Origin of the sequence: Streptomyces sp. CC224B (assembly GCF_030010595.1) — a bacterium.
GTDB lineage: Bacteria > Actinomycetota > Actinomycetes > Streptomycetales > Streptomycetaceae > Streptomyces > Streptomyces longispororuber.
Genome location: NZ_JASCXL010000132.1, coordinates 1 through 26,565 on the forward strand (window position 1 = coordinate 1; position 26,565 = coordinate 26,565).

Genomic DNA, 26,565 nt, shown 5'->3' on the forward strand with positions numbered 1-26,565 from the left:
CGCGCCGCCCGCGCCGGTCCGGCGCAAGGGCGTCTGGCGGCGGCTCCAGCAGTGGTGGCGCGGCCGCTGACGCCCGGCCGGGGCGGCGCGCTACGGATCGCCCGGGGGCGGCGGGCCGGGCTCCGCCCGCTCGCCGCCGCCGGCCCAGGCCGCGTACGACTCCCACGCGTCCAGGGCCCGCCCGCTGACGAAGCGGTGCGCGGTGCCGGTGACCGGGTCCGTGAACTCCAGGACCCGGGCGAGGAGTTGCAGCGGGCGCCGGAAGTCGTCCGGCGCCACCGGCCCGCGCACCACCGGGTAGAGCGGATCGCCGAGCAGCGGCAGGCCGAGCGCGTTCATGTGGACGCGCAGTTGATGGGTGCGGCCGGTGCGCGGCAGCAGCCGGTAGCGCCCGAGGCGGCCGTCGTGCGCCAGCAGTTCGACCCGGCTCTCGCTGTTCGGCGCGGCGCCCGGCACCTCGTAGGCGGCGAGGACGCCCCGCTCCTTGACGAGGTGGCTGCGCACGGTGCGCGGCAGCGGCACGTCCGGGTCGTACGCGGCCACCGCCTCGTACTCCTTGCGCACCCGGCGGTCGCGGAACAGCGTCTGGTACGCGCCGCGCTCCTCGGGCCGCACCGTGAACAGGAGCAGCCCGGCGGTGAGCCGGTCCAGGCGGTGCGCGGCGCTGAGCGCGGGGATGCCGAGGCGGGCCCGCAGCCGGGCGAGGGCGGTCTCGGCGACGTGGGTGCCGCGCGGCATCGTCGCGAGGAAGTGCGGCTTGTCGGCGACGACGATGTGCTCGTCGCGGTACACCACGTGCAGGTCCCCGGGCACCCGGGGCTCGGCGGGCAGGTCCCGGTGGAACCACACGTACAGGCCGGCCGCGTACGGGGTGGCCGGCGACAGCGGCGCGCCGTCCGCGCCGACGATCCGCCCCTCGCGCAGCATCCGGTCGACGACGCCGGGCCCGGCCGCGAGCCGCGCCACGAGGTGGTCCCGCACGGTGGCCCACGCGTCGCCCTCCGGGAGGCGGACCCGCACCGGGTCGACGCCCTCGCGCTGGGGGAGCGGGGCGGGCGGCACGCGGGTTCGTCGTCTCACGGCGGACCAGCGTACGGGCAGGTCGGCGGGGTGCGGAAAACCACTGTCCCCGGCACGGGCCGGACCGCACCATGGGGGCATGCCCTACATGATCTCGAACGTGGTCGAGCCCGGCGCCCTCGCGGACCGCCCACAGCCGACGATGCCCGCGCCCGGCGGCCTGACCCTGCGCCCCTGGACGCCGAAGGACGCCCCCAGCGTGTACGAGGCGTTCCAGGACCCGGTGATCCAGCGGTGGCACGCGCGGGCGGCGGACTCCGAGGACGAGGTCCGCTCCTGGATGGAGACCTGGCGCACGGAGTACGCCGACGAGACCAGCGCCCAGTGGGCGGTCGCCGACGCGGACACCGACGAGGTCCTCGGCCGGGTGGCCCTACGCATGATCACGCTCGCGGACGGCCAGGCGGAGATGGCGTACTGGACCATGCCGCGCGCCCGCGGCAGGGGAGTGGCCTCCCGCGCGGTCACGGCCCTCACCGCATGGGCCTTCGACGACCTCGGCCTGCACCGCCTGGAACTCCGCCACTCCACCCGCAACGAACCCTCCTGCCGCGTGGCCCTCAGAACGGGCTACACCCCCGAAGGCACCCAACGCAGCGCAGCCCTCCACGAGGACGGCTGGCACGACATGCACCTACACGCCCGCATACGCCCCGCGTAACAGGGACCTGGCGAGAGACACCTGTCCGGAGGCGCGACGACGAGGGAAAACCGCCTGTCCAGTGCGCGGGGCTGTGGCCAGGGGGTGCCTGTCTGGGGGCGCGGGGCCGCGGCCGGGGGTGCCTGTTTGGGGGCGCGGGGAACTGCGCGACCGGCCACGACGCGCGCGCAGGCGACGACGAGGGGAAGGAGGGGGGCAGCGGGGGCGGAGCCCCCGCGCCCGGCGGGGCCCCGCTCAGGCCGAGCGCAGCTCCTGCTCGGCCTCCACCTGCGCGTTCCACTCCCGCTTGGACGCCTGCCACCCATCCTCGTTGTGCCCGAGCCGCCAGTACCCGGACACGGACAACCGCTCCCGCGGCACCTGGTGCTCGACGCGCAGGATGCGGCGGATCTCCCTCACGAAGCCCGCCTCCCCGTGCACGAACGCCTGCGGCGTACCCGCCGGGAAGTCCAGCGCGCGGACGGCCTCGACCAGGGCCCGCCCGACCGGGCGACCCTGGCGGTGCAGCCAGACCACCTCCGCGTCGGTGGAGATCTTCTGCTCCTCCTCGGGGCCCTCGACCTCCACGAAGGCCCGTACCTCGGCACCCTCCGGCAGCGCTTCGAGCGCGGCGGCGATGGCGGGCAGCGCGCTCTCGTCACCGGCGATCAGGTGCCAGTCGGCGGCCGGGTCCGGCGCGTACGCCCCGCCGGGCCCGAGCAGGCGTACCGTCTCGCCCGGCTGCGCCCGCAGCGCCCACGGCCCGGCCAGGCCCTCGTCGCCGTGCACCACGAAGTCCAGGGCCAGCTCGCGGGCCTGCGGGTCCCACCAGCGCACCGTGTACGTCCGGGTGACGGGCCACTGCTCGCGCGGCAGCTCCTCGCGGACGCGCTGGAGGTCGAAGGGCTCCGGGTAGGTCACCCCCGGCGGGGCGAACAGGACCTTCACGTAGTGGTCGGTGCAGTCCCCGGCCGTGAACTCGGCGAGGCCGTCGCCGCCGAGCACCACGCGCTGCATGTGAGGGGTGAGACGTTCGGTGCGGACGACCTGGGCGACGTGGGGCTTCGGAGTCTTGCGTGCGGGCCGCTCTGCCATGGCTGATCCCCTGATCCACTATTGTTAGGTTCCCCTAACTTAACACCCGCCCTGGCCGCCCACCTTGCTCGGCCCTGGAGCCCTCGCTCAGCCCTGGAGCGTGGACAGCAGCCGGCTGAGCGACCCCCCGAGGCCCCAGCGCCGGGCGAGTTCGTCCAGGGCGGCCGGGTCGCGCGGCTCGCGCGGCAGCGCGACCTCCACCTCCGGCAGCGGTACGTCGTCCGCGACCTTGACCACCTTCGGCGCGACGGCCAGGTAGGGGCGCGCCTCGTCGAGCCGCTTGCGCTGCGTGGGCGTCAGCCTGGCCGCGGGGTCGTCGACCGCCGCCATGATCCCGGCCAGGTCGCCGAAGGCGTCGAGCAGCTTGGCCGCGGTCTTCTCGCCGATGCCGGGGACGCCCGGCAGGCCGTCGCTGGGGTCGCCGCGCAGCAGGGCGAGGTCCGCGTAGCCGGGGCCGTCGACGCCGTACTTCTCGCGCAGCAGGGCCTCGTCGGTGACCTGGAGGCTGCCGACGCCCTTCAGCGGGTACAGGACGCGGACGCCGCGCGCGTCGTCCACGAGCTGGAACAGGTCGCGGTCGCCCGTGATGATGTCGACCGGGCCCGCGGCGCGGGCCGTGTACGTGCCGATCACGTCGTCCGCCTCGTACGCGGGAACGCCCACGCGGGCGATGCCGAGCGCGTCGAGGACGTCCTCGATCACCGGGACCTGCGGGGAGAGCGTGTCCGGGGTCTCCTCCACGTCCGGGCCCGCGGGCACCTCCTCGGCGACGCGGTGGGCCTTGTACGAGGGGATCAGGTCCACGCGCCACTGCGGCCGCCAGTCCGCGTCCATGCAGGCGACCAGGTCGTCCGGGCGGTGGTCCTGGACGAGGCGGGTGATGAACTCCAGGAGGCCGCGGACCGCGTTGACCGGGGTGCCGTCGGGGGCCTTCACGGATTCGGGGACGCCGAAGTAGGCCCGGAAGTACAGGGACGCCGTGTCGAGCAGCATGAGCCGCCGGGTGTGCTGAGTCACCCTCGCATCATGCCCGACGGCGGCCTGGCCCCCGCGGGAGCTCCTCCGAGGCCGCTGTGACGTGGGCCACTTCATGGTTTGGGCTGGGAAAGCGGGGGCAGGGGCGACGCGGAGCAGTACCGGTCGAGTTTTCAACATCTTGATGGGTGAGCGGGCGGACCCCGCACGGCTCCACGGCCTGCCGTGGGGGAGGAGCGGGCCGTCTCCGTTCGACCCGAGAGGTGTATGTGTCCAGGCTGCAAGCCGAGCATCTGTACAAAGTGTTCGGCAGACGACCCGACGACGCGGTGCGCAGGCTCCGCGACGGAGCCGACCGTGAGGAACTGCGCGCCGAGGGGACCACCGCCGCGGTCATCGACGCGACCTTCACCGTCGAGCCGGGCCAGATCTTCGTCGTCATGGGTCTCTCCGGATCCGGCAAGTCCACGTTGCTGCGCATGCTCAACGGGCTCTCGGACCCGACGGCCGGGCAGGTGCTCTTCGACGGTCAGGACCTGACCTCGCTGAGCGCCCGCGAGCTGCGCCAGGTGCGCGCCCGCAAGATCAGCATGGTGTTCCAGCACTTCGCGCTCTTCCCGCACCGCAGTGTGCTCGAGAACGCCGCGTACGGCCTGGAGGTGCAGGGCCTGCCGCGCGGGGAGCGCGAGAAGCGGGCCACCGAGGCGCTCGAACTGGCCGGCCTCAAGGGCTGGGAGAAGTCCTGGCCCGACGAGCTGTCCGGTGGAATGCAGCAGCGCGTCGGCCTGGCCCGCGCCCTGGCCACGGACGCCGACCTGCTGCTCATGGACGAGTCGTTCAGCGCGCTCGACCCGCTGATCCGCCGCGACATGCAGGACCAGCTCCTCGAACTCCAGCAGACCCTGAAGAAGACCATCGTCTTCATCACCCACGACCTCAACGAGGCCATGCGGCTCGGCGACCGGATCGCCGTCATGCGCGACGGCCGCATCGTCCAGACCGGCACCGCCGAGGACATCCTCACCACCCCGGCCAACGACTACGTCGCCGCGTTCACCCAGGACGTCGACCGCGCCCGCGTGCTGACCGCGGGCGCCGTCATGGCCGGTCCGGAGACCGTGTACGGGACGACGACGCCGGAGGGCACGAAGCTGCGCAGCGCCGCCGACGTGCTCGCGGCGGCCCCCGCCACCGTCTCCGCCGACACCCCGGTGATCGAGCTGTTCACGCCGTGCTCCACCAGCGGCGTCGCCGTGGCCGTGACCGGCCCGGACGGCTCCCTCGTCGGCGTCGTGTCCCGGGCGCGGCTGCTGGCCGCGCTCGGCGAGCCGGGCACGCGGCCCGCGGCCCCCGCGGACGCCGTCGTCCCGGCACAGCAGCCGAAGGACACGGCCGTACGCATACGCAGGACCGGGGACGAGGGCGGCAGGAGCACGGGCAAGGTGAGCAGCGGTGCCTAGGATCCATCTCGGCGACCGGGTCAACGACGCGGTCGACTGGCTCACCGAACATCTCGCCTGGCTGTTCGACTTCATCGAGTCCGTGCTCAGCGGCATGAACGACACCCTCACGGACGTCCTCCAGGCTCCCGAGCCGCTGCTCCTCGCGGGCATCTTCGCCGTTGTCGCGTGCTGGCTGCGCGGTCTGTCCGCCGGTGTGCTGTCCTTCGCCGGCTTCGCGTTCATCGACTCGCTGGAGCTGTGGGACAACGCCATGGTGACGCTGTCCCTGGTGCTCGTGGCGACGGTCATCGCGCTGGTGGTCTCCGTGCCGCTCGGCATCTGGGCGGCCCGCTCCCGCCGGGTCGGGGCGCTGCTGCGGCCCGTGCTCGACCTGATGCAGACGCTGCCCGCGATGATCTACCTCATCCCGGCCATCCTGTTCTTCGGCATGGGCGGCCCGGCGGGCATCGTCGCGACGCTGATCTTCGCCCTCGCGCCCGGCGTGCGGATGACGGAGCTCGGCATCCGCCAGGTCGACAAGGAGCTGGTGGAGGCGGCCGACGCGTTCGGCACGACACCGCGCAACGTGCTGTTCCGGGTGCAGCTCCCGCTCGCCCTGCCGACCATCATGGCCGGGGTCAACCAGGTCATCATGCTGGGCCTGTCGATGGCCGCCATCGCGGGCATGGTCGGCACCGGCGGCCTCGGCGCCGACGTGAACGAGTCCATCGGCCAGCTCGACGTCGGCCTCGGCGCCGAGTCCGGCGTCTCCATCGTGATCCTCGCGATCTACCTGGACCGCATGACCGCCGCCCTGGGCACGCAGGTGTCGCCGCTCGGCCGCCGCGCCGCCGCCAGGGCGCGCGCCGCGCAGGGCCTGAAGCTGTGGAGCTACCGCCCCCGCCCGGCGTTCGCGGTGATCGGCGTGGTCGTCCTCGCGCTCGTCGCGGGCGGCATGGGCGTCTTCGGCGGCTCGGACGGCAAGGCGACCGCCGCCTCCGACGGCGAGAACGTCGGCCACGGCAAGCAGCTGGACATCGGCTACATCCCCTGGGACGAGGGCGTGGCCTCCACCTTCCTGTGGAAGGAGATCCTGGAGCGGCGCGGCTTCGAGGTGAACGCCAAGCAGCTCGACGCGGGCCCGCTGTACACCTCGCTCGCCCAGGGCGGCATCGACTTCCAGACCGACGCCTGGCTGCCGACGACGCACGCCTCGTACTGGAAGAAGTACGACGACAAGCTCGACGACCTGGGGGCCTGGTACGGGCCGACCTCCCTGGAGCTGAGCGTCCCCGCGTACATGAAGGGCGTCGACTCCCTGGAGGACCTCAAGGCGAGGAAGGGCACCTTCAAGGGCAAGATCATCGGCATCGAGTCCAGCGCCGGGATGATGAAGCTCCTCAAGGACAAGGTCCTCAAGGCCTACGGCCTGGAGAAGGACTTCGAGGTCGTCGACGGCTCCACGCCCGCGATGCTCGCCGAGCTGAAGCGCGCGTACGCCAAGAAGCAGCCCGTCGTGGTGACGCTGTGGTCCCCGCACTGGGCCTACAGCGACTTCGACCTGAAGAAGCTGAAGGACCCGAAGGGCGCCTGGGGCAAGGGCGACGGCGTGCACACCGTCGCGCGCGACGGCTTCGCGAAGGAGCACCCCGAGGTCGGAGCCTGGCTCAAGGACTTCAAGATGAGCGAGAAGCAGCTCACCAGCCTCGAAGCCGAGATCAACAAGGCGGGCAAGGGCAACCAGCAGCAGGCCGTGCGCGCCTGGCTGAAGAAGAACCCCGGCCTGGTCGACAAGTGGGCCCCGGTGAGCGGCACGGGCGCGGCCCCCGCGGAGGCGAAGCGGACGCTGAACGTCGCCTGGTTCCCGTGGGACGAGGACGTCGCCGTCACCTACCTGTGGAAGAACGTCCTGGAGCGGCGCGGCTACAGGATGAAGCTGTCGCAGTCCGACGTGGGCCCGGTCTACACCGGCCTCGCGCGCGGCGACATCGACGTGAACTTCGACGCCTGGCTGCCCAGTACGCAGAAGAACTACTGGGACAAGCACAAGGAGAACCTCGTCGACCTGGGCACCTGGTACAGCCCCACGTCCCTGGAGGTCGCCGTGCCGTCCTACGTCAAGGACGTGAAGTCCCTGGCGGACCTCAAGGGCAAGGGCGACACCTTCCACGGCAAGATCGTCGGCATCGAACCGGGCACCGGTGTCATGCAGAAGCTCAAGGACGAGGTGCTGCCCCGCTACGGACTCGAGGGCGAGTACAAGATCGCCAGCGGCTCGACGCCCGCGATGCTCGCCGAGCTGAAGCGTGCCTACGCCAAGAAGGAGCCGGTCGCGGTCCTGCTGTGGTCGCCGCACTGGGCCTACAGCGAGTACGGGCTCACCAAGCTGAAGGACCCCAAGGGCGCCTTCGGCAAGGGCGACACGCTCCGCACCATCACCAGCAAGAAGTTCCCCGAGCAGTACCCGCAGCTCACCAAGTGGTTCAAGGGCTTCCGGATGAGCGAGGCCGAGCTCGCGGGCCTGGAGAACGAGATCAAGAAGCGCGGCAAGGGCCACGAGGAGGAGGCCGTCGCCGCGTGGCTGAAGGAGCACCCGGAGGTTCCGGGACGCATGGCCCCGCAGTAGCAGCCGGGACCGGCTCCACCGCAGGTGTATCGATCCTTCGGCGACCGGCCGGATACTTGCCCCAGGGGCAGGTGTCCGGCCCGTCCGGCATGCGGCCGGGCGCGCGGGCCGGGGCGCCCGCGACCGGCACGCACAGCCCGCGCGCGGCCGCAACCGGCGCGCAGAGCGGCCAACTGGGTAAAACCGTTTGGCGAACATGCGTAGGGTGCAGGAAACCCCTCAGGGTGAAGGCACCGGCCAGGACGGTCCGGCGGCACGCGTCGGCCGAAGCGCGCGGAAGAAGGAGGGAGCCGAGGCGATGGACGAGCACAAGGAAAACCTCCGGGTGGGCTCGGCCGTGCGGCGGCGCCGCCGCCAGCTCGAGCTCACCCTCGCGGTCGTCTCCCGGCGCAGCGGCCTCTCGGTGCCGTTCCTGAGCCAGGTGGAGAACGAGCGGGCCCGGCCCAGCATGCGCTCCCTGGAGCGGGTGGCCGACGCGCTCGGCACCACCGCCGTCGAGCTGCTCGCCGCCGCCGACCCGACCGGCACCGTCGACCTGGTGCGCGCCGCCGACGAGGTGAGCCTGGCGGGCGGCACCACCGAGACGCACGTGCGGGACCTGGTGCGCGGCCACCACCAGCTCCACGTCTTCGAGTACGTCGGCGACCACGACGAGGGCCGCGAGTTCCAGCACCGCAACGACGAGCTGATGTACGTCATCGGCGGCGCCGTCGAGGTGGAGGCCGAGGGCCGCGCCTACCGCCTCGGGCGCGGCGACAGCCTCTACCTGACCGGGGGCGTACGGCACCGCTGGCGGGCCACGGCCGCCGACGCGCGGGTGCTCGTCGTCGCCGTGGGCGACCACATCGAGGCCACGGACGCCGGGCGGCACTGACCGATGCCCGGTGTGCGGGTGGTCTCCCTGGTGCCGTCGCTCACGGAGGCGGTCGCCGAGACCGTGCCGGGCGCCCTGGTCGGGGCCACGGACTGGTGCAGCCATCCGGCGGGCCTCGACGTCCTCGGCGTCACCCGGATCGGTGGCACGAAGAACCCCTCCCTGTCCGCCATCGAGGCGCTCGTCCCCGACCTGGTGATCGCCAACGAGGAGGAGAACCGCCCCGCCGACGTGGCCGCCCTGCGCGCGGCCGGCCTGGAGGTCCTCGTCACCGAGGTGCGCGGGCTCGACCAGGCCTTCCGCGAGCTGTCCCGGGTGCTCACCGCGTGCGGCGGGCCCCCGCGGCCCCGCTGGCTGGAGCGGGCCGAGGAGGTCTGGCGGGACCTGCCGCCTCCCGGCCACAGGCGGCGGGCGGCCGTGCCCGTCTGGCGCAAGCCCTGGATGGTGCTCGGCCGGGACACGTTCGCGGGGGACCTCCTCCGCCGCCTTGGCGTCGACAACGCGTACGCGACGCACGCCGAGCGCTATCCCCGCATCCCGCTGGACGAGCTGCGCACCGCGGACCTCGACCTGGTGGTCCTGCCGGACGAGCCGTACCGCTTCACCGCCGAGGACGGCCCCGAGGCGTTTCCGGGCCTGCCCGCCGCACTGGTCAGCGGCCGCCACCTCACGTGGTACGGGCCGTCGCTGGCCGAGGCGCCGAGGGTGCTGGGCGCGGCACTCGGGGCGGGCCGCCGCTGAGCCTCGGCCGGGGGGCCGGTCGGCCGTCGGGCCTCAGCGGGGTGCCGCGAGCAGCCGGCCGTCGAGCAGGCCGCGGGCGGTCCGGGCCAGGGCCACCGCCCAGGCGGTCACCAGGAGCACGAAGAGGCCCGTGGCCAGCCAGTCGTAGGCGGCGAGGCCGGTGTGCCCGCCCAGGGCCGCGGCGCCCGTGGCGCAGGTGCCGACGGGGAAGGTGAACGCCCACCACGTCATCGCGAAGCCCATGCCCGCACGCCGGGCGCGGGCCACCAGCGCGGTCGCCAGCGCCAGCCACAGCAGGGCGAAGCCGAGCACCGGCACGCCGTACAGCACGGCGAACACCGCGAAGCCCCGGTCGAGGGGGGCGGGCAGCAGGCCGTCGGCCGCGTCGGCGAACGCGTTCGCGGCGGTCGTGGACTGCCCGAGCGGGCCCAGGACGAGGAACACCGTCGGGGTGAGCGCGAGCGGCAGCGGCGGGCCCGCCACCAGCCGGGCGAAGACCAGCGGCAGTATCACCAGGGTGGCCAGCAGGCTGACGCCGAACATCGCGGCACAGGAGTAGAGCAGCGTCTCCCGCGCCTGCCCGGGCGGCAGGTGCGGCACGAGCAGCGGCCCGACGGCCGCGGCGACCATGGGCGCCACCACGGGCAGCAGCCACACCGGGGACGCCTGGTCGGCCCTGACCTCGTGCCGGACCACCATCAGGTACGGGACGGCGACCGCCGCGGCGAGACCGGTCGCCGTACCGGCGGCGAAGAGCACGGCGTCGAGCGCGACCGCCGCGCCGAGGCCGATCCAGTCCCGGCCCACCAGCACGGTGGCGGCGCCGACCGCGAGCAGGGCCATGGACAGACAGCCGTAGAAGGGTGCCACCGCCGGGTCCAGGAGGTGCGCCCGCGCCTGGTCGCGGTGGTGGAGCCAGTGCGCGGTCCGGGCCGCGAGCAGCGCGGCCAGCATCAGCAGGGACAGCGCCCACACGGCGGCGCAGGCCGTGCGCAGGCCCGGGACGGCGCCCGGCAGGGCGACGCCCGCGTTGGCGACGATCGCCGTGCCCATGACGGACGCGTACCAGTTCGGGCCGAGGTGGCGGACGGCGGCCAGGGGGCCCGTGCGCGGGCGGGGGCGGCTGTGTGCTGCGGTGACCATGGCCCCACGGTGCGCCCGCCGGATCCGGCGCGGTAGGGATCATGTGCCTATGAGGACATAACCTGGGCTGATGACCTCGCAGCCCCCCGGCCCGCCCGGCGCCCCCGGAGCACCGCTCGCGCACCGGGTGCCGGACCTGGCGGCCCTGGAGCTGCTGCTCGCCGTCGCGCGCCTGGGCAGCCTCGGCCGGGCGGCGCGTGAGCTCGGCATCAGCCAGCCCGCCGCGAGCGGGCGCGTGCGGTCCATGGAGCGGCAGCTCGGCGTGGCCCTCGTGGACCGCTCGCCGCGCGGCTCGCGGCTGACCGAGGCGGGCGCCCTCGTCACCGACTGGGCGCGCCGGATCGTGGAGGCGGCCGAGGCCTTCGACGCGGGGGCGCAGGCGCTGCGCGACCGCCGCGACTCGCGGCTGCGGGTCGCGGCGAGCATGACCATCGCCGAGTACCTGCTGCCGGGCTGGCTGATCGCGCTGCGCGCGCGGCGTCCCGGTACGGCCGTGGCGCTGCTGGCGGGCAACTCCGCGCAGGTCGCCGAGCGGCTGCTCGGCGGGCACGCGGACCTCGGGTTCGTGGAGGGCCTGCGGGTGCCCGCGGGCCTGGACGCGGCGGTGGTCGGGCACGACCGGCTGGTCGTGGTGACCGCGCCCGGGCACGCCTGGGCGCGGCGGCGCGCGCCGGTGGCCGCGGCGGAGCTCGCCGGGACGCCGCTGATCCTGCGCGAGGAGGGCTCCGGTACGCGGCAGGTCCTGGACGCGGCCCTGGGCGGGCTCGCGGCGCCGCTCATGGAGCTGTCGTCCACCACGGCCGTGAAGTCCGCGGCGGTGAGCGGCGCGGGGCCGGCGGTGCTCAGTGAGCTGGCGGTGGGGGAGGAGGTTCTGGCGGGGCGCCTGGTGCGGGTGCCGGTGGTGGGGGTGCGGATGCGCCTGCGGCGCGAGCTGCGGGCCGTGTGGCCTGTGGGGCATGTGCCGGCGGGGCCGGCGCGGGAGCTGCTCGGGCTGACGCGGGGGGCCTAGCGGCCGGCTGTGCTCGGGGGCTTGCCTGGCCTGCGGCCTGCGTTGTCCTCCCTCCTCTCTCCTCCCTCCTTCCTCCTTCCTCCTTCCGTTGTCCTTTGCCTGCGGGGTGTGTGTGGTTGCTCGCGCAGTTCCCCGCGCCCCTACGGGGCGCTTGTCCCCGGGGACGGTGTCACAGGATGGACGCGTTCGCGTGCGTCCTGGACGCCGCCTGTACCAGGGACTCCATCAAGCGGGTGTCCGTGCCCATTTCCGGGTGCCATTGGACGCCCAGGGTCCAGGTGGGGCCGGGGAGTTCGACGGCCTCGATGGTGCCGTCGGCGGCGTGGGCGGACGCGATCAGGTTCCGGCCCAGGACGTCCACCGCCTGGTGGTGGTACGTGGGGACGTCCGTCGCCGCGTCGGGGACCACGGACGCGTACCGCGTGCCGGGCACCGGCGTGACCGGGTGGGTGCCGAAGACGCCGCGCGCCACGGCGTGCCCGTCCAGGTGCTGGATGAGCGTGCCGCCCAGGGCGACGTTCAGGAGCTGCATCCCGCGGCAGATGCCGAGCAGGGGCGTGCCCGTGGCCAGGGCCGCCTCGATCAGGGCGAGTTCCCAGGCGTCCCGCTCCGTGGCGGGCGGGCCCGTACGGGCGTCGCGCGGGGCGCCGTAGCGGGACGGCTCGACGTCGGGGCCTCCCGCGACGACGACGGCGTCGAGGCGGGCGACGACGTCGGTCGCGTACGCGGGGTCGTCCGGCGGCACCATCGCCGCCAGGCCGCCCGCCGCCTGCACCAGACGCGGGTACCCGGCGGGCAGCAGCGCGGCCGGCAGCGTCCAGACGCCCCAGCGCGCCTCGGCCTCCAGATAGGTGCTCACGCCGATCAGCGGTCGGCGGACGGTCCCGTTCACGCTCGTACTCCCCTTGCTGTCGTGCTACTTGCGTTCCAGTTCGGCCTCCGCCGCGGCCAGCGCGGCGAACTCCTCCTCGGGCGCCCGTGCCACCAGGTGCTTGCGGCTGTAGAGGCCGAAGTACGCGATCGCCACCCCGTACACGCCGAGCGCGATGACCGCCGCCGTGACGTCCACCAGGAACGTCGCCACGAGCGCCGCGCACGCGAGGGCCAGCGCCACCGACGACGTCAGGACGCCGCCGGGCGTGCGGTAGGGCCGGGGCAGGGCGGGCTCGCGGCGCCGCAGCACGATGTGGGACAGCGACATCAGGGCGTAGGAGATGGTCGCGCCGAACACCGCGACGTTCAGCATGCGCGCGCCGTCGCCGGTCGCGGCGGCCAGCGAGAAGCCGATCGCCCCCGGCACCAGCAGGCCCAGGTAGGGCGCCTTGCGGCGGCTGGTCAGGGACAGGAAGCGGGGCAGGTACCCCGCCCGGGACAGGGCGAAGAGCTGGCGCGAACCGGCGTAGATGAGGGAGAAGAAGGAGGCCACCAGGCCCGCGAGGCCCGCGTAGTTGATGACGCGGCTCAGGGCCGTCCGCTCGCCGTCCGGCTGGAGGGCGTCCACCAGCGGGTTGCCGGTCGACTGGATGGCGGCCGAGCCGCGCGCGCCCGCCGACGCGAAGAAGGTGAGCAGCGCGAGCCCGACGAGGATGAACATCGACCAGCGGATCGCCCGCGGCAGCGTGCGCGCCGGGTCCTTCGTCTCCTCGGCGGCCAGCGGTACGCCCTCCACGCCCAGGAAGAACCACATGCCGAACGGGAACGCCGCCCAGATGCCGAGGATGCCCAGCGGCAGCCACGAGGTGGCGCCGAAGGCGTCGTGGTCCACCGGGATGTCGTTCAGCTTCGACGCGTCGAAGTCGAGGAACGCGCCCACCGCGAACACCAGCAGCGCCACCACCGCGATGCCCGTGACGACGAAGCTGAACCGCAGGGCCTCGCCGACGCCCCACAGGTGGATGCCGATGAAGACGACGAAGCAGGCCAGGTAGACCGGCCAGCCCGACTCCAGGCCGAAGAGCCCGAGCGACTCCACGTAGTCGCCGATGAAGATGGAGATCGCGGCGGGCGCGAGGACGTACTCGATGAGGATCGCCGTGCCGGTCAGGAAGCCGCCCCAGGGGCCGAGGGCGCGGCGGGCGAAGCCGTAGCCGCCGCCGGCCGTCGGCAGGACGGACGACAGCTCGGCGAGCGAGAACACCATGCAGGTGTACATCACGCCCATCAGGACCATCGCGATGGCCAGGCCGCCGAAGCCGCCCTCCTTCAGGCCCGAGTTCCAGCCCGAGTAGTCGCCGGAGACGACGTAGGCGACGCCGAGGCCGGTGAGGAGCACCCACCCGGCGTTCCCGCGGCGCAGCGCGCGCCGCTCCAGATAGTCGTCGTGGTCGTCCCCTGCGGCGGCGCGTGGCGTGGTGGACTCCTGCGGCATGAGGGAGCTCCCCTGAGGCTGCGGCAATGGATTGGTGCCATACCTTTGCGGGGTGGGCGGGCAGAAAGCAAGACCTGTGACCGTAACGTGCCGGTTAACGGTCCCCTCCCGTGCGGCGCGTCCCGCGGCCCGTGCGGGACGGGTCAGGTCAGGAACCCCCGCAGCAGCGCCGCCGTCCCCGCGCAGTGCTCGCGTGAGATCTCCCGCGCCGCGTCCGCGTCGCCGTCGAGCACGGCCTCCACCAGGGCCGTGTGCTGGCGCTGGGAGTGCTCCAGGTTGCGCACCAGGAGCGGGATGCAGTCGAGCAGGTCGTTCACCGTCGCGCGGACCGCCGCGTACTGCGCGGTGAGCGTCGGCGAGCCGGACAGCTCGGCCAGCGTGAGGTGCAGGAAGGTGTCCCGCCGCCGGTAGTCGGCCAGCGGCGCGTCGTGGGTGTCCGCGAGGGCGGCGCGCAGCCGCCCGGCCCGCTCGCCGTCCAGCCCGTCGGCCGCGCACAGCCCGGCGGCGCCGACCTCCAGGACCTCGCGGAAGCGCAGCGCGTCCTCCACGTCGACGTCCTTGATGCGCCGGCGCAGCTCGTCCTCGCCGGGCGCCTCGGGGCGCGGGCGCACGAACGTGCCGCCGTAGCGCCCCCGCCGCGACTCCACGAGCCCCTGGTCCTGGAGGACCTTCAGGACCTCCCGCAGCGTGACCCTGCTGATGCCGAGCCGGTCGGCCAGCTCCCGCTCCGACGGCAGCCGCTCGCCGCCCGGCACCAGGCCGAGCCGGACGACCTGGAGGATCTGCTCCAGGGCCTCCTCGAAGCCGTTGCCGGCCCGCACCGGCCGCAGCACCGTCGCGAGGCCCCCGTCGGCATCCGCGTGCGACATGTCGTGGCACCCCCTTCCCAAGCAATGGTTCTCGGCAATACCTTATGGCCACTCGGCTGACCCAAGGAGGCTTTTCCCGTGGCAGACCGCACACCCCCGCTCGCCGTCGAGGAGCTGCGTGCCCTCGTGGCGGGCGGAGAGATCGACACTGTCGTCCTGGCCTTCCCCGACATGCAAGGGCGGCTCCAGGGCAAGCGGTTCGCCGCCCCGTTCTTCCTGGACGAGGTCCTGGAGCACGGCACGGAGGGCTGCAACTACCTCCTGGCCGTCGACACGGAGATGAACACGGTCGACGGGTACGCCATGTCCTCCTGGGAGCGCGGCTACGGCGACTTCGCCATGCGCCCCGACCTGACCACCCTGCGCCGCATCCCCTGGCACGAGGGCACGGCCCTGCTCGTCGCCGACCTCGCCTGGAACGACGGCTCACCCGTGGTCGCGGCCCCCCGGCAGATACTGCGCCGCCAGCTCGACCGCCTCGCCGAGCTCGGCCTGACCGCGCACGTCGGCACCGAGCTGGAGTTCATCGTCTTCAAGGACACCTACGAACAGGCCTGGGACGCCGGCTACCGGGGCCTGACCCCGGCCAACCAGTACAACATCGACTACTCCGTCCTCGGCACCGGCCGCGTCGAGCCGCTGCTGCGCCGCATCCGCAACGAGATGGCGGGCGCGGGCCTGACCGTGGAGTCCGCCAAGGGTGAGTGCAACCCCGGCCAGCACGAGATCGTGTTCCGCTACGACGAGGCCCTCGTCACCTGCGACCAGCACGCGCTCTACAAGACCGGCGCCAAGGAGATCGCCGCCCAGGAGGGCGTGTCGATCACCTTCATGGCGAAGTACAACGAGCGCGAGGGCAACTCCTGCCACATCCACCTCTCGCTCCAGGACGCCGACGGCAACAACGCCATGGCCGGTTCGCCGGACGGCCCGGGGGGCTCCCCCCAGCCCGGGCGGGACCGGGAGCCCGGGGGAGGCATGTCGCCCCTCATGCGCCACTTCCTCGCCGGACAGCTCGCCGCGCTGCGCGACTTCAGCCTGCTGTACGCGCCCCACATCAACTCCTACAAGCGCTTCCGGCCCGGCTCCTTCGCCCCCACCGCGGTCGCCTGGGGCCACGACAACCGCACCTGCGCCCTGCGCGTCGTCGGCCACGGCCGCTCGCTGCGCTTCGAGAACCGCCTCCCCGGCGGCGACGTCAACCCGTACCTGGCGGTCGCCGGTCTGGTCGCCGCGGGCCTGTACGGCGTCGAGCAGAAGCTGGAACTGCCCGAGCCGTGCGCCGGCAACGCCTACACCGCCGACTACGCGCACGTCCCGACGACCCTGCGCGAGGCCGCCGAGCTGTGGGAGAACAGCCCCGTCGCCAAGGCCGCGTTCGGCGACGAGGTCGTCGCGCACTACCGCAACATGGCGCGGGTCGAGCTGGACGCCTTCGACTCCGCGGTGACCGACTGGGAGCTGCGCCGCTCCTTCGAACGACTGTGAGGCCCGACGTGCTCGAGGTACTGAACCCCGCGACCGAGGACGTCGTCGCGACCGTCCCCGCCGCCACCGCCGAGGACGTCGACGCGGCCGTCGCGCGGGCCGCGCGGGCCCAGGCCGGGTGGGCCGCCGCCGCCCCCGCCGACCGCGCCCGGCTGCTGCGCCGCTTCGCCGCCGTCGTCGACGGCCACATCGAGGAGCTCGCCCGGCTGGAGGTGCGCGAGGCCGGGCACGTCATCGGCAACGCCCGCTGGGAGGCGGGCAACGCCCGCGACCTGCTCGACTACGCGGCGGGCGGCGTCGAGCGCCTCACCGGCCGCCAGATCCCGGTCCCCGGCGGCCTCGACCTGACGATCCTCGAACCCCTCGGCGTCGTCGGCGTCATCGCGCCCTGGAACTTCCCGATGCCCATCGCCGCCTGGGGCACCGCCCCGGCCCTCGCGGCGGGCAACGCGGTCCTCCTCAAACCCGCCGAGACCACCCCGCTGACCGCCCTGCGCCTGGCCGAGCTGGCCCTGGAGGCGGGCCTGCCCGAGAACCTGTTCCAGGTCCTGCCGGGCGAGGGGGCGGTCGCCGGGAACGCGCTGGTCGAGCACCCCGGCGTCGCCAAGATCGTGTTCACCGGCTCCACCCGCGTCGGCAAGCGGATCATGGCCAGGTGCGCCGACCGCGTGAAGCGCGTGACCCTCGAACTCGGCGGCAAGAGCCCGAACATCGTCTTCGCCGACGCCGACGTGGAGGCCGCCGCCCTCGCCGCCCCCGGCTCGTTCCTCGACAACTCCGGCCAGGACTGCTGCGCCCGCACCCGCATCCTCGTCCAGCGCCCGGTGTACGACCGCTTCCTGGAGGTCCTGGCACCGGCCGTCGAGTCGTACGTCGTCGGCGACCCGGCCGACGAGAAGACCCAGATGGGCCCGCTGATCTCCCGGTCCCAGCTCGAACGGGTGCGGTCGTACGTGCCCGCGGGCGCGGGCATCCGCGGCAGCGCCCCCGAGGGGCCCGGCTTCTGGTTCCCGCCGACCGTCCTCACCGACGCCGACCCCGCCTCCCCGGTCGCCGTCGAGGAGGTCTTCGGCCCGGTCGCCGTCGTGCTGCCCTTCGCGGACGAGGCCGAGGCGATCCGGCTCGCCAACGCCACCGAGTACGGCCTGTCCGGCTCGGTCTGGACCCGCGACGTGGGCCGTGCCCTGCGCGTCTCCCAGGCCGTCAAGGCGGGCAACCTGTCCGTCAACTCGCACTCCAGCGTGCGCTACTGGACCCCCTTCGGCGGCTACGGCCAGTCCGGCCTCGGGCGCGAGCTCGGCCCGGACGCCCTCGCCGCCTTCACCGAGACCAAGAACGTCTTCATCAGCACGGAGGCCTGAGCTCCCCATGACTTCTGAGAACATCTGCCGCCGCCTCGTCGGCCGCACCGCCGTCGTCACCGGCGCGGGCAGCGGCATCGGCCTCGCCACCGCACGCCGCCTGGCCTCCGAGGGTGCGCACGTGGTGTGCGGCGACATCGACGAGAGCGCGGGCAAGAAGGCCGCCGAGGACGTCGGCGGGACGTACGTGAAGGTCGACGTCACCGACGCCGAGCAGGTCGAGGCCCTGTTCAGGACCGCGTACGACACCTACGGCAGCGTCGACGTCGCGTTCAACAACGCGGGCATCTCGCCGCCCGACGACGACTCCATCCTCGACACCGGCCTGGAGGCCTGGAAGCGCGTCCAGGAGGTCAACCTCACCTCCGTCTACCTGTGCTGCAAGGCCGCCATCCCCTACATGCGCCGCCAGGGCAAGGGCTCCATCATCAACACCGCGTCGTTCGTGGCCCGCATGGGCGCCGCGACCTCGCAGATCTCGTACACCGCGTCCAAGGGCGGCGTGCTCGCCATGTCCCGCGAGCTGGGCGTGCAGTTCGCGCGCGAGGGCATCCGCGTCAACGCGCTGTGCCCGGGGCCGGTCAACACCCCGCTGCTCCAAGAGCTGTTCGCCAAGGACCCCGAGCGGGCCGCCCGCCGCCTCGTGCACATCCCCGTGGGCCGCTTCGCGGAGGCCGAGGAGATCGCGGCGGCGGTCGCGTTCCTCGCCAGCGACGACGCCGCGTTCGTGAACGCGACCGACTTCCTCGTCGACGGCGGCATCTCCGGGGCGTACGTCACGCCCCTGTAGGCGCACCGGGAGACCGCCTCCCCGGCACGGCCGGGCGCCACCGGGCGCCCGGCCCTTCTACGGGCTCCCAGAACTGCTGTAGCGTCCACGCACATGCGTAACAGAAACGTTTGTGCGACGCTGGCCGCGGCCGCCGCCCTGGTGGCCGGGTCCGTCGCGCTTCCCGCAGCCGCCGCCACGGCCGCGCCCGCGTCGCACTCCGGCGCCCACTGCCCCCAGCTCTCGAAGAAGCTCACCTGGTACGGCGACAACCGCGCCCGCCTCCAGAAGGTCATCGACGAGCGGGGCACCTGCTCCGACCCGCACCTCGGGCACGGTGGGCACCAGCGCCCGGTCGCCGCCTTCGACTGGGACAACACCGTCGTCAAGAACGACGTCACCGACGCCACCATCAGCTGGGCGCTGCGGCACGACAAGATCCTGCGCCCGAAGAGCTGGAAGTCCTCCAGCAAGTGGATGACGGACGCGGGCCACCGCGCCCTGACCCGCGCCTGCGGCACCACGGTGCCCGTCGGCAAGCCGCTGCCGACCTCCACCGACACCGACTGCGCCGACGAGATCCTCCAGATCCGCGAGGACGGCACCACCATGAGCGGCGCCGCCGCCTTCGCCGGCACCTGGAACCACCGCCGCACCGTCCCGCAGTACGCCTGGGTGCCGCAGCTCTTCGCCGGACACACCGTCAAGCAGGTGGAGGCGTACGCGAAGAAGGCCCGCGCGGAGGCACTCGCCGCGCCGGTCGGCACCACCCGCACCGTCGGCAGCCACACCGTGCCCGGCTACGCCCGCTACTACGCGCAGCAGCGCGACCTGATCCGCACCCTGAAGAAGGCCGGGTTCGACGTCTACATCGTCTCCGCGGGCTCCGAGCCCGTCGCCGAGGTGTGGTCGCGCGGCGTCGGCATCGACCGGAAGCACACCATCGCGATCCGCTCCGTCCTCGACCGCGAGGGCCGCATCACCACCCGGAACCAGGGCTGCGGCGGCGTCGGCGCCAACAAGGGCGACGTCATCCCGTACATCGACGGCAAGCGCTGCTTCGTCAACCAGGAGATCTTCAAGGTCAAGGGGAAGAAGGCCTGGGACGAGCAGCGCTGGGGCAAGCGCATCGCGGTCGGCGGCGGCGACGCCGACACCGACGTGACGTTCGTCGGCGACGCCACCGGCGCGCACCTGGTCCTGAACCGCAACAAGAGCGAGTTCATGTGCCGCGCGTACGACAACGCCGACGGCCGGTGGGTCGTGAACCCCATGTTCATCGAGCCGCTGCCGCAGAAGTCGGGCACCTACCCCTGCTCGACGACCGCGTACAACGCGCCCGACGGCCGCAGGACGCCCGTCCTCCGCCCGGACGGCTCCGTCGTCCCCGACCAGCGGGACAGCGTCCACTGACCGCGTGACCCGGCTGGTTGTACCGGCCGCCGCGCCACGTCCTAGAGTGCCGGGATGAGCATGTCGCCTCCTCCCGGCTGGTACCCGGACCCGTCCCAGACCGCCGCCGAGCGCTGGTGGGACGGGTCCGCGTGGACCGAGCACCGGCGCGCCCCGGCACCCCAGGGTGCGGCGGCGCAGCCGGGCTCCGGGCCCGTCCCGGTGCCGCCCGGGCCGGGTGCCGCGGCGCACGGGCCCGGCTTCTCCACCACGGCGGTCCAGCCGCTGCCCGCGCGGACCGGCGGCCGCCGCGCCAAGGCCGTGGCGCTGGGCGTGGCCGGCGCCGTGCTCGTCGCCTCGATCGTCACCGGCTTCCTGGTCCTCCAGGACGACGACGGCGACCCGACGGCCGGGCCCGCGCCCGCCACCTCCGCGCCGCCCGCGCCGAGCCCCACGACGGCGGCGCCCACCGCGTCACCCTCGCCGACCGAGGACCCCGACACCCTCGTCGACCAGCTCAACGGCATCACGCTGCCCGTCCCCGACGGCTGGGAGAAGGCCGAGCACACCGTCGGCGACGAGACGGCCCTGCAGACCCCCGGCACCTACGACTGCCCCGGCGACCCCGGCCTGTGCCGCCACGGGAAGATCACCTCGCAGACCGCCACCGGCACCGACGAGCGCTCCCCGAAGAAGCTCGCCACCGCCGACATCAAGGACGCCGCCGACGCCGCGTACGACCACGACGCCCTGGACCGCAAGCCGTTCGGCGGGATCACCCGGCACGAGCAGGTGAGGAGCGGCACGGTCGCCGTCGCCGGGCGCGGCGGCTACTACGTGCGCTGGCGGGTGTACACCAAGGACGGCCCGGGCGGCTACGTGCAGTCCCTCGCCTTCCCCTCGAGTACCGGCTCCGAGGCCATGGTCGTCGTCCGCTTCCAGCTCGACGCGGGCGCGGGCGCGCCGCCGCTGTCCGACATCGAGAAGGTCGTCGACGGCATCCGCCCCGTCGGCGACAGCGCCACCGGCGGCGGAGTGGGCAGCAGCGTCGGCCCGACGCCGTAACCCCCCGCCGCGCGCCCCCGCGCCCGTGCGCCCGCGGGCGTCACAGGAAGGTGTGCCCCTCACCCCGGTACGTCGGTACGGTCCCGGTCACCCGCTCGCCCTCGACCAGGTGCAGCGCGGCGAACCGCTCGCACAGCTCACCGGCCTTGGCGTGCCGGAACCACACCTTGTCCCCGACGCGCAGGTCGTCCGCGGCGGGCCCGAGCAGCGGCGTCTGCACCTCGCCCGCGCCCTCCTGCGGGTCGTACCGCAGGCCCCGCGGCAGATACGGCTCCGGCGAGCGGTCGGGCCCCGCGACCCCCGACGCCGGATAGCCGCCGCCGAGCACCGTCACCACGCCGGGCCCCGGCCTGCGGACGACCGGCTGCGCGAAGAGCGCCGCCGGGCGCCCGCTGAACGACGTGTAGTGGTCGAAGAGGCGCGGCACGAACAGGCCCGAACCGGCGGCGATCTCCGTCACCGCGTCCTCGGCGGCCGTGTGCTGCACGCTGCCGGTGCCGCCGCCGTTCACGAACTCCAGGTCGCCCACGGCCTCCCGCACCGCGCGGACCGCCGCCGCGCGCCGGGCCGCCAGCTCCTTGCGCGCGGCGGACTGCATCAGCCGTACCGCCTGCGACCGGGCCGGACGCCCCGCGACGGCGTCCCCCACCCCGGCCACATGCCCCTCGTACGCCATCACGCCCACGAGCCGGAACCCCGGCCGCCGCGCGATCGCCCGGGCCAGCGCCGCCACCTGGACGGGGTCGTGCAGCGGCGAGCGGCGCGCGCCGATCCGCACCCGGCCGCCGAGGAGCTTCAGCGACGTGTCCAACTCCAGGCACACGCGCACCTGTTCGCGCCCGTCGCCGCGCGCCTCCTCGATCAGCCGCAGCTGCGCGGGGTCGTCGACCGTCACCGTCACCGCCGCCGCGAGCTTCGGATCGGCCGCCAGCTCGGCGAAGCCCGCCCGGTCCGCCGACGGGTACGCGAGCAGCACGTCGTCGAAGCCGGAGCGGGCCAGCCACAGCGACTCCGCGAGCGTGAACGACATGACCCCGGCGAACCCGTCCCGCGCCAGCGCCCGTTCGAGCAGCGCCCGGCAGCGCACGGACTTGCTCGCGACCCGGATCGGCTTCCCGCCCGCCCTGCGCACCAGGTCGTCGGCGTTGGCGTCGAACGCCGTCACGTCGACGAGCGCGAGCGGCGCGTCGAGGTGCGCGGTGGCCCGGTCGTAACGGGCCCGGTCCGCGTCCCGGTCCCTGGCGAAGTCAGCGGCTCGGCCTGTCATGCGCGCAGCCTGCCAGACAGCGCTACCGGAGGGTAGGGGGACGTTCCGGACAGATCGTCCCGGGGTGCGGACGGGGTTCCCGCGCGGCTCATGTCAACCCGTAAAGTGACGCCACGCAGGGAGCGCGCGACGAGACCGAACGGGGGGTGCATGAGCACGGAGGCGCGACGGCCCCCCGTCCCACCACGTCCCGGCACGTCACCGCGGGTGCCCGCGCGACACGACGACACCCCGGACGGCCCCGCCGGGACCACCGCGGCCTTGGATCCGGCCCTGTTCCCGGCCCCGTCGGAACTGCCCCCTCCGCCCGCGAGCGCACGCTTCCCCGACGCACGGCCTCCCGTGGGCCGCGAGCAGCTCTCCGCGAACTCCTCGCGGGGCACGGGCCTTCCGGACACCGGCCCGGTCCCGCCCCCGGCCCCGGTCCCGCCCCCGGCCGCGGGCCTGCCGCCGGCGCCGCCCCGGCCCCTGGCTGCGAGCCCGGCTCCGGTTCCGCCTCCGGCCACCGGCCCGGCCGCGGAGGCGTACGAGGCCGCCGTCGTCGCCGACCTGTTGGCCCCCTTCGACCGCCTCGACCCCACGCGTACGCGGCGCGAGCCCGCGTCGGACGCCGCCCGTTCCGGGGCGGCGGTCCTTGAGGACGCTCGTGGCTCGGAGGCTGTGGAGGCCCCGGCAGTTCCGGGGGTTCCGGTGGCCTCAGGGGTTGCGGAGGCTCGGCGAGTTACGGAGGCCTCGGTGGCCTCGGGGGTGACGCAGGCCCCGCGGGCTACGGAGGCCCCGGGCACCCCGGAGGCCCCGGAGGCCCCGGAGGCCCCGGAGGCCCCGGAGGCCCCGAAAGCTGCGAAGGCCGCGGACGTCACGGAGGTCGCAAAGGCCACGCAAGTCGCAGAAGCCCCGGAGGCCCCGAATGCCTCGGAAGCCTCCAACGCCCCGGTGGCGACGAGCACCCCTGTAGTCCCGCACGCCCCGGTGGTGACGAAGGCCCCTGTAGCCCCGCACGTCCCAGAGGCCCCAGGCGCCCCGCCGCCACCCCCCGCCTCCGCACGCCTGCCAGACGTGCCCCCCGCCCCAGCCGTCCCGCCAGTCTCAGCAGCACCCCCGGTACTCCCGTCGGACTCAGCAGCCCCAGCAGCCCCGCCCCCGCGCCCCTCCGCACCCCCGCGCCCCACCCGTACCCCGGACGCGGACGTGGACGCGGCCCCGCGGCAGGCGCCACGGGCACGCGCGGCGGCCACGCCGGCCGCGCGCAGGCCCGTGGGGGCCGTCGACCTGACCCCGCGCGGCGACGCGCACCGCCCCTTCGTGTTCCTGGCCCGGCCCGCGCTGTACGACGACACCACCACCCGGCTGCGCCCCGTCGGCGCCTGGCTGCGGCCCCGCCTGGCCGCCGCCGCGGCCTGCGCCGTGCTGGGGCTCGGGCTCATCGGCGGCGCCGCGACGGGCAGTTGGCTGACCGGCGGGCCGGACGGCGCGCAGAGCGCCCGCGGCACCTACGCCGCCGCCGGGAAGCTCTGGCACAGCCTTCCCGTCGACACGCTCTTCCCGCCCACCCTCAAGGGCGAGGGCGCGGGCCCCGGCGGCGCCGACCGGACCTGGAACCGCGTCGCCGTCGCCCCCGACAGCGGCTGCGCCCGCGCCTTCGACCCGCTGCTGCGCAAGGCCCTCGCCCCCGTCGGCTGCCAGCGGCTGCTGCGCGCCACCTACACCGACGCCACGAAGAGCCACCTCACCACCGTGGGCCTGCTGTTCACCCGGGCCGACGCCGAGGCCATGCGCGCGCTGCGCACCCGGTTCACCGAGGAGGGCCTGGACCGGCGCACCGACCTGATGCCCCGTACGTACGCCGCCCCCGGCACCCCCGCCGCGGGCTTCGGCGACGCGCAGCGCGCCACCTGGACCCTGTCGGTCCTGCCCGACGCGCCGGTCGTCGCGTACGCCGTCTCCGGGTTCGCCGACGGCCGCCCCGTCACCGAGCCCGAACCCGCCGCCGACGCCATGCGGACCGGCGCGACCTCCGCCCCCGCCCAGGCGGGCCTCGGCAACGACGCCAAGGGCATCGCCGACCGCGTCGAACGCGGTCTGCGCAAGACCGCCGCCGCGGGCCCGGAGGCGGTCCGTTGAGCCCCGCACGCCGGACCGGCCGCCCGGCCCCGCCGCACGGGCCGCGCCCCCTGCGCCCGCCGGTGGCGAAACGCTTCCGTGCCCCGGTCCTCGCCGCGGCCCTCGCCCTCGGCGGGACACTGCTGCCCGCGGCACCGGCCCACGCCGACGACGGCATCCGCTCCCAGCAGTGGGCCCTGGACGCCATGGGCGCCGAGCGGGCCTGGCGCACCACCAAGGGCGAGGGCGTCACCGTCGCCGTCCTGGACACCGGCGTCGACGACAGCCACCCCGACCTGAAGGGCAGCGTCCTGCCCGGCAAGGACATGGTGGGCTTCGGCGCCGGCCGGGGCGACCGGACCTGGGCCCGGCACGGCACCGCCATGGCCGGCATCGTCGCCGGGCACGGCCACGGCAGGGACCGGGGCGACGGCGTGCTCGGCATCGCCCCCGGGGCGAAGATCCTGCCCGTCCGCGTGATCCTGGAGGACGGCGACCCGGCCCGCGGCAAGGCCCGCCAGACCCGCGGCAACGCCCTCGCCGCGGGCATCCGCTGGGCCGCCGACCACGGCGCCGACGTCATCAACCTCTCCCTGGGCGACGACTCCAAGTCCGCGCACCCCGAACCCGCCGAGGACGCCGCCGTCCAGTACGCCCTCCAGAAGGGCGCCGTCGTCGTCGCCTCGGCGGGCAACGGCGGCGAGCGCGGCGACCACATCTCCTACCCCGCCGCCTACCCGGGCGTGATCGTCGCGACGGCCGTCGACGAGAACGGCGCCCGGGCCACCTTCTCCACCCGCCGCTGGTACGCCACCGTCGGCGCGCCCGGCGACGACATCGTCATCGCCGACCCCGACCGCAAGTACTACGAGGGCTGGGGCACCAGCGCCGCCTCCGCCTTCGTCTCCGGCGCCGTCGCCCTGATCCGCGCCGCCCACCCCGGCCTCGCCCCGGCACAGATCAAACGGCTCCTCCAGGACACCGCCCGCGACGCCCCCGTGGGCGGCCGCGACGACTCCCGCGGCTTCGGCCTCATCGACCCCGTCGCCGCGCTGCGCCGCGCCGCCGAGCTGAAGCCGGACGCGCCGAGGACGACCTCGTACGGCAAGCCGTACGCCGAGAAGTACTTCGGCCCGGGCCCCGACCGGCGGCCGGGCGACGCCCCCTCCTCCGGCTGGCTCGGCCCGGTGGCCGGAGCCCTGGGCGCCGCCCTGCTGGCCGCCGGCGCGTACCTCTGGCGCGGCCGCCCGCTCCGCCGGCGGCGGTGACCCCGCCGCCGCACCCCGGGCGGCGGAGGGGAGGGCGGGCGGCATCGGCCGCACGGCGGCGGGCTACTGTCGAGGACGTGCAGACCAAGAACATCCCGGACCCCGGTTTCTCCGACGACGACGGCTCCGCCGACCCCGAGCTGAGCGCGGCGCTGGCGGCCTGGTCCCAGGACCGGACCGCCCACGGGCCGGTCCTCAAGGCGCTGGCCGGCGCCCGGCTCCTCGTCCCCGTGGTCGCCGTCCTCGGCGAGGTGGAAGAGGACGAGAACGGGCTCCGCAGGGAGAAGACCAGCGACATGGCGGTGCCGACCCTCAAGGCGGGCCACCGCACGGCCCTGCCCGCGTTCACCTCCACCGAGGCGCTCGCCCTGTGGGACCCGGCCGCCCGCCCCGTCGCCGTACCGCTGCACCAGGCCCTCCAGGCGGCCGCCCACGAGAAGGCCGACACGATCGTCCTCGACCTCGCCGGGCCCGTGCCGTACGAGCTGAACCGCCCCGCGCTCCTCGCCCTCGCCGAGGGGCGGCACAGCACCGACGCCCTCACCGACCCGGCCGTGCGTGCCGCCGTCCACGCCGCCGTCGCCGCCGAGCCCGCCGTGGCGCGCGCCCACCTCGGCCCCGGCTCGGCCGACGGCACCCTCGCCCTGGTCCTCGACCCCGGCGCCGCCCCGGCCGAGACCGTCCAGCGCGTGGCCAAGGCCCTGGCCGCCGACGACACACTGAGGGCCCGCCTGGTGCGCGGCCTCGACCTGGCCCTGCTGCCGGCCGAGGCGACGCCCCCGGGCGAGCCCTTCTACGTACGTCCCTGACGCCCGCGTGCGTACTCCTGCGTCCTGACGTGCTGGGGTGTGCCGTCCTGACGTGTCCGGGTGTGCCCGTTCGTTCCCCGCGCGGCGCGACGTCGCCCCCCCCCCCCCCCCCGCAGCGGGGGGGGGGCCCCAGGTCGGGGGAGCGCCCCCGCGGGGCGGGCCCCCCCACCCCCCCCCCCCCCGA

At 74.6% G+C, this 26,565-nt stretch carries 22 protein-coding genes; 14 read left to right on the forward strand and 8 right to left on the reverse strand.

Features of this window, described 5'->3' with window-relative positions:
* Positions 1-90: 90 nt before the first annotated feature.
* On the reverse strand, positions 91-1,080 hold the full coding sequence (locus tag QK440_RS35150) for a pseudouridine synthase (protein WP_282797316.1): 990 nt from the start codon (positions 1,078-1,080) through the stop codon (positions 91-93).
* A 79-nt stretch (positions 1,081-1,159) separates the two neighbouring features.
* Between QK440_RS35150 and QK440_RS35155 the strand changes: the two genes are divergently transcribed.
* Positions 1,160-1,741, forward strand: coding sequence for a GNAT family N-acetyltransferase (locus QK440_RS35155; RefSeq protein ID WP_282797317.1), 582 nt, complete (start codon positions 1,160-1,162; stop codon positions 1,739-1,741).
* Positions 1,742-1,975: 234 nt separating this feature from the next.
* Here QK440_RS35155 and QK440_RS35160 read toward each other — a convergent pair whose 3' ends face one another.
* Positions 1,976-2,815 carry a siderophore-interacting protein gene (locus QK440_RS35160; RefSeq protein WP_282797318.1) on the reverse strand — a complete coding sequence of 280 codons (840 nt, stop codon included), beginning with the start codon at positions 2,813-2,815 and terminating at the stop codon, positions 1,976-1,978.
* A gap of 87 nt (positions 2,816-2,902) precedes the next feature.
* The gene (locus QK440_RS35165) at positions 2,903-3,808 is read right to left on the reverse strand and encodes a 5'-3' exonuclease (RefSeq protein WP_282797336.1); all 906 of its coding nucleotides are present in this window, start codon (positions 3,806-3,808) and stop codon (positions 2,903-2,905) included.
* 251 nt (positions 3,809-4,059) lie between these two features.
* Here QK440_RS35165 and QK440_RS35170 point away from each other — a divergent pair, with 251 nt between their 5' ends.
* From QK440_RS35170 to QK440_RS35185, 4 genes are all read left to right on the forward strand, one after another.
* Entirely contained in the window at positions 4,060-5,250 is a 1,191-nt protein-coding gene (locus tag QK440_RS35170) for a glycine betaine/L-proline ABC transporter ATP-binding protein (protein WP_282797319.1), read from the forward strand.
* Entirely contained in the window at positions 5,243-7,858 is a 2,616-nt protein-coding gene (locus tag QK440_RS35175; protein ID WP_282797320.1) for an ABC transporter permease/substrate binding protein, read from the forward strand. Before QK440_RS35170 ends, QK440_RS35175 begins: the two co-directional genes overlap by 8 nt.
* Before the next feature lie 298 nt (positions 7,859-8,156).
* The gene (locus QK440_RS35180) at positions 8,157-8,732 is read left to right on the forward strand and encodes an XRE family transcriptional regulator (RefSeq protein ID WP_282797321.1); all 576 of its coding nucleotides are present in this window, start codon (positions 8,157-8,159) and stop codon (positions 8,730-8,732) included.
* Between the two features lie 3 nt (positions 8,733-8,735).
* The gene (locus QK440_RS35185; protein WP_282797322.1) at positions 8,736-9,473 is read left to right on the forward strand and encodes a helical backbone metal receptor; all 738 of its coding nucleotides are present in this window, start codon (positions 8,736-8,738) and stop codon (positions 9,471-9,473) included.
* 33 nt (positions 9,474-9,506) lie between these two features.
* On the opposite strand, the gene QK440_RS35190 is transcribed toward QK440_RS35185, so the two are convergent.
* Positions 9,507-10,616 carry a TDT family transporter gene (locus QK440_RS35190; protein ID WP_282797323.1) on the reverse strand — a complete coding sequence of 370 codons (1,110 nt, stop codon included), beginning with the start codon at positions 10,614-10,616 and terminating at the stop codon, positions 9,507-9,509.
* Positions 10,617-10,686: 70 nt separating this feature from the next.
* Between QK440_RS35190 and QK440_RS35195 the strand changes: the two genes are divergently transcribed.
* A complete protein-coding gene (locus QK440_RS35195; protein WP_282797324.1) occupies positions 10,687-11,625 on the forward strand; it encodes a LysR family transcriptional regulator in 939 nt (312 codons plus the stop codon).
* 169 nt (positions 11,626-11,794) lie between these two features.
* On the opposite strand, the gene QK440_RS35200 is transcribed toward QK440_RS35195, so the two are convergent.
* The 3 genes from QK440_RS35200 to QK440_RS35210 all read right to left on the reverse strand — a co-directional run bounded on the left by QK440_RS35200 (position 11,795) and on the right by QK440_RS35210 (position 14,862).
* Positions 11,795-12,517, reverse strand: a complete 723-nt coding sequence (locus QK440_RS35200) for a gamma-glutamyl-gamma-aminobutyrate hydrolase family protein (RefSeq protein ID WP_282797325.1) — start codon at positions 12,515-12,517, stop codon at positions 11,795-11,797.
* 24 nt (positions 12,518-12,541) lie between these two features.
* On the reverse strand, positions 12,542-13,993 hold the full coding sequence (eat, locus tag QK440_RS35205; protein WP_282797326.1) for an ethanolamine permease: 1,452 nt from the start codon (positions 13,991-13,993) through the stop codon (positions 12,542-12,544).
* Positions 13,994-14,136: 143 nt separating this feature from the next.
* A complete protein-coding gene (locus QK440_RS35210) occupies positions 14,137-14,862 on the reverse strand; it encodes an FCD domain-containing protein (protein WP_282797327.1) in 726 nt (241 codons plus the stop codon).
* 78 nt (positions 14,863-14,940) lie between these two features.
* Between QK440_RS35210 and QK440_RS35215 the strand changes: the two genes are divergently transcribed.
* The 5 genes from QK440_RS35215 (at position 14,941) to QK440_RS35235 (ending at position 20,937) form a co-directional block, all read left to right on the forward strand.
* Positions 14,941-16,350 carry a glutamine synthetase family protein gene (locus tag QK440_RS35215; protein ID WP_282797328.1) on the forward strand — a complete coding sequence of 470 codons (1,410 nt, stop codon included), beginning with the start codon at positions 14,941-14,943 and terminating at the stop codon, positions 16,348-16,350.
* An 8-nt stretch (positions 16,351-16,358) separates the two neighbouring features.
* A complete protein-coding gene (locus tag QK440_RS35220) occupies positions 16,359-17,711 on the forward strand; it encodes an aldehyde dehydrogenase family protein (RefSeq protein ID WP_282797329.1) in 1,353 nt (450 codons plus the stop codon).
* 7 nt (positions 17,712-17,718) lie between these two features.
* Positions 17,719-18,501, forward strand: a complete 783-nt coding sequence (locus QK440_RS35225) for a 3-oxoacyl-ACP reductase (RefSeq protein ID WP_282797330.1) — start codon at positions 17,719-17,721, stop codon at positions 18,499-18,501.
* A 93-nt stretch (positions 18,502-18,594) separates the two neighbouring features.
* Positions 18,595-19,893 carry a haloacid dehalogenase-like hydrolase gene (locus QK440_RS35230; protein WP_282797331.1) on the forward strand — a complete coding sequence of 433 codons (1,299 nt, stop codon included), beginning with the start codon at positions 18,595-18,597 and terminating at the stop codon, positions 19,891-19,893.
* A gap of 54 nt (positions 19,894-19,947) precedes the next feature.
* A complete protein-coding gene (locus tag QK440_RS35235; protein WP_282797332.1) occupies positions 19,948-20,937 on the forward strand; it encodes a DUF2510 domain-containing protein in 990 nt (329 codons plus the stop codon).
* A gap of 40 nt (positions 20,938-20,977) precedes the next feature.
* Here QK440_RS35235 and QK440_RS35240 read toward each other — a convergent pair whose 3' ends face one another.
* A complete protein-coding gene (locus QK440_RS35240) occupies positions 20,978-22,204 on the reverse strand; it encodes an amino acid deaminase/aldolase (RefSeq protein WP_282797333.1) in 1,227 nt (408 codons plus the stop codon).
* Between the two features lie 1,188 nt (positions 22,205-23,392).
* Between QK440_RS35240 and QK440_RS35245 the strand changes: the two genes are divergently transcribed.
* The 3 genes from QK440_RS35245 (at position 23,393) to QK440_RS35255 (ending at position 26,381) form a co-directional block, all read left to right on the forward strand.
* Positions 23,393-24,325 (forward strand): hypothetical protein, encoded by a 933-nt coding sequence (locus tag QK440_RS35245; RefSeq protein ID WP_282797334.1) that lies wholly within the window; start codon positions 23,393-23,395, stop codon positions 24,323-24,325.
* 62 nt (positions 24,326-24,387) lie between these two features.
* Positions 24,388-25,572 (forward strand): type VII secretion-associated serine protease mycosin, encoded by a 1,185-nt coding sequence (mycP, locus tag QK440_RS35250; protein ID WP_282797337.1) that lies wholly within the window; start codon positions 24,388-24,390, stop codon positions 25,570-25,572.
* 77 nt (positions 25,573-25,649) lie between these two features.
* Positions 25,650-26,381 carry an SseB family protein gene (locus tag QK440_RS35255; RefSeq protein ID WP_282797335.1) on the forward strand — a complete coding sequence of 244 codons (732 nt, stop codon included), beginning with the start codon at positions 25,650-25,652 and terminating at the stop codon, positions 26,379-26,381.
* Positions 26,382-26,565: the final 184 nt, after the last annotated feature.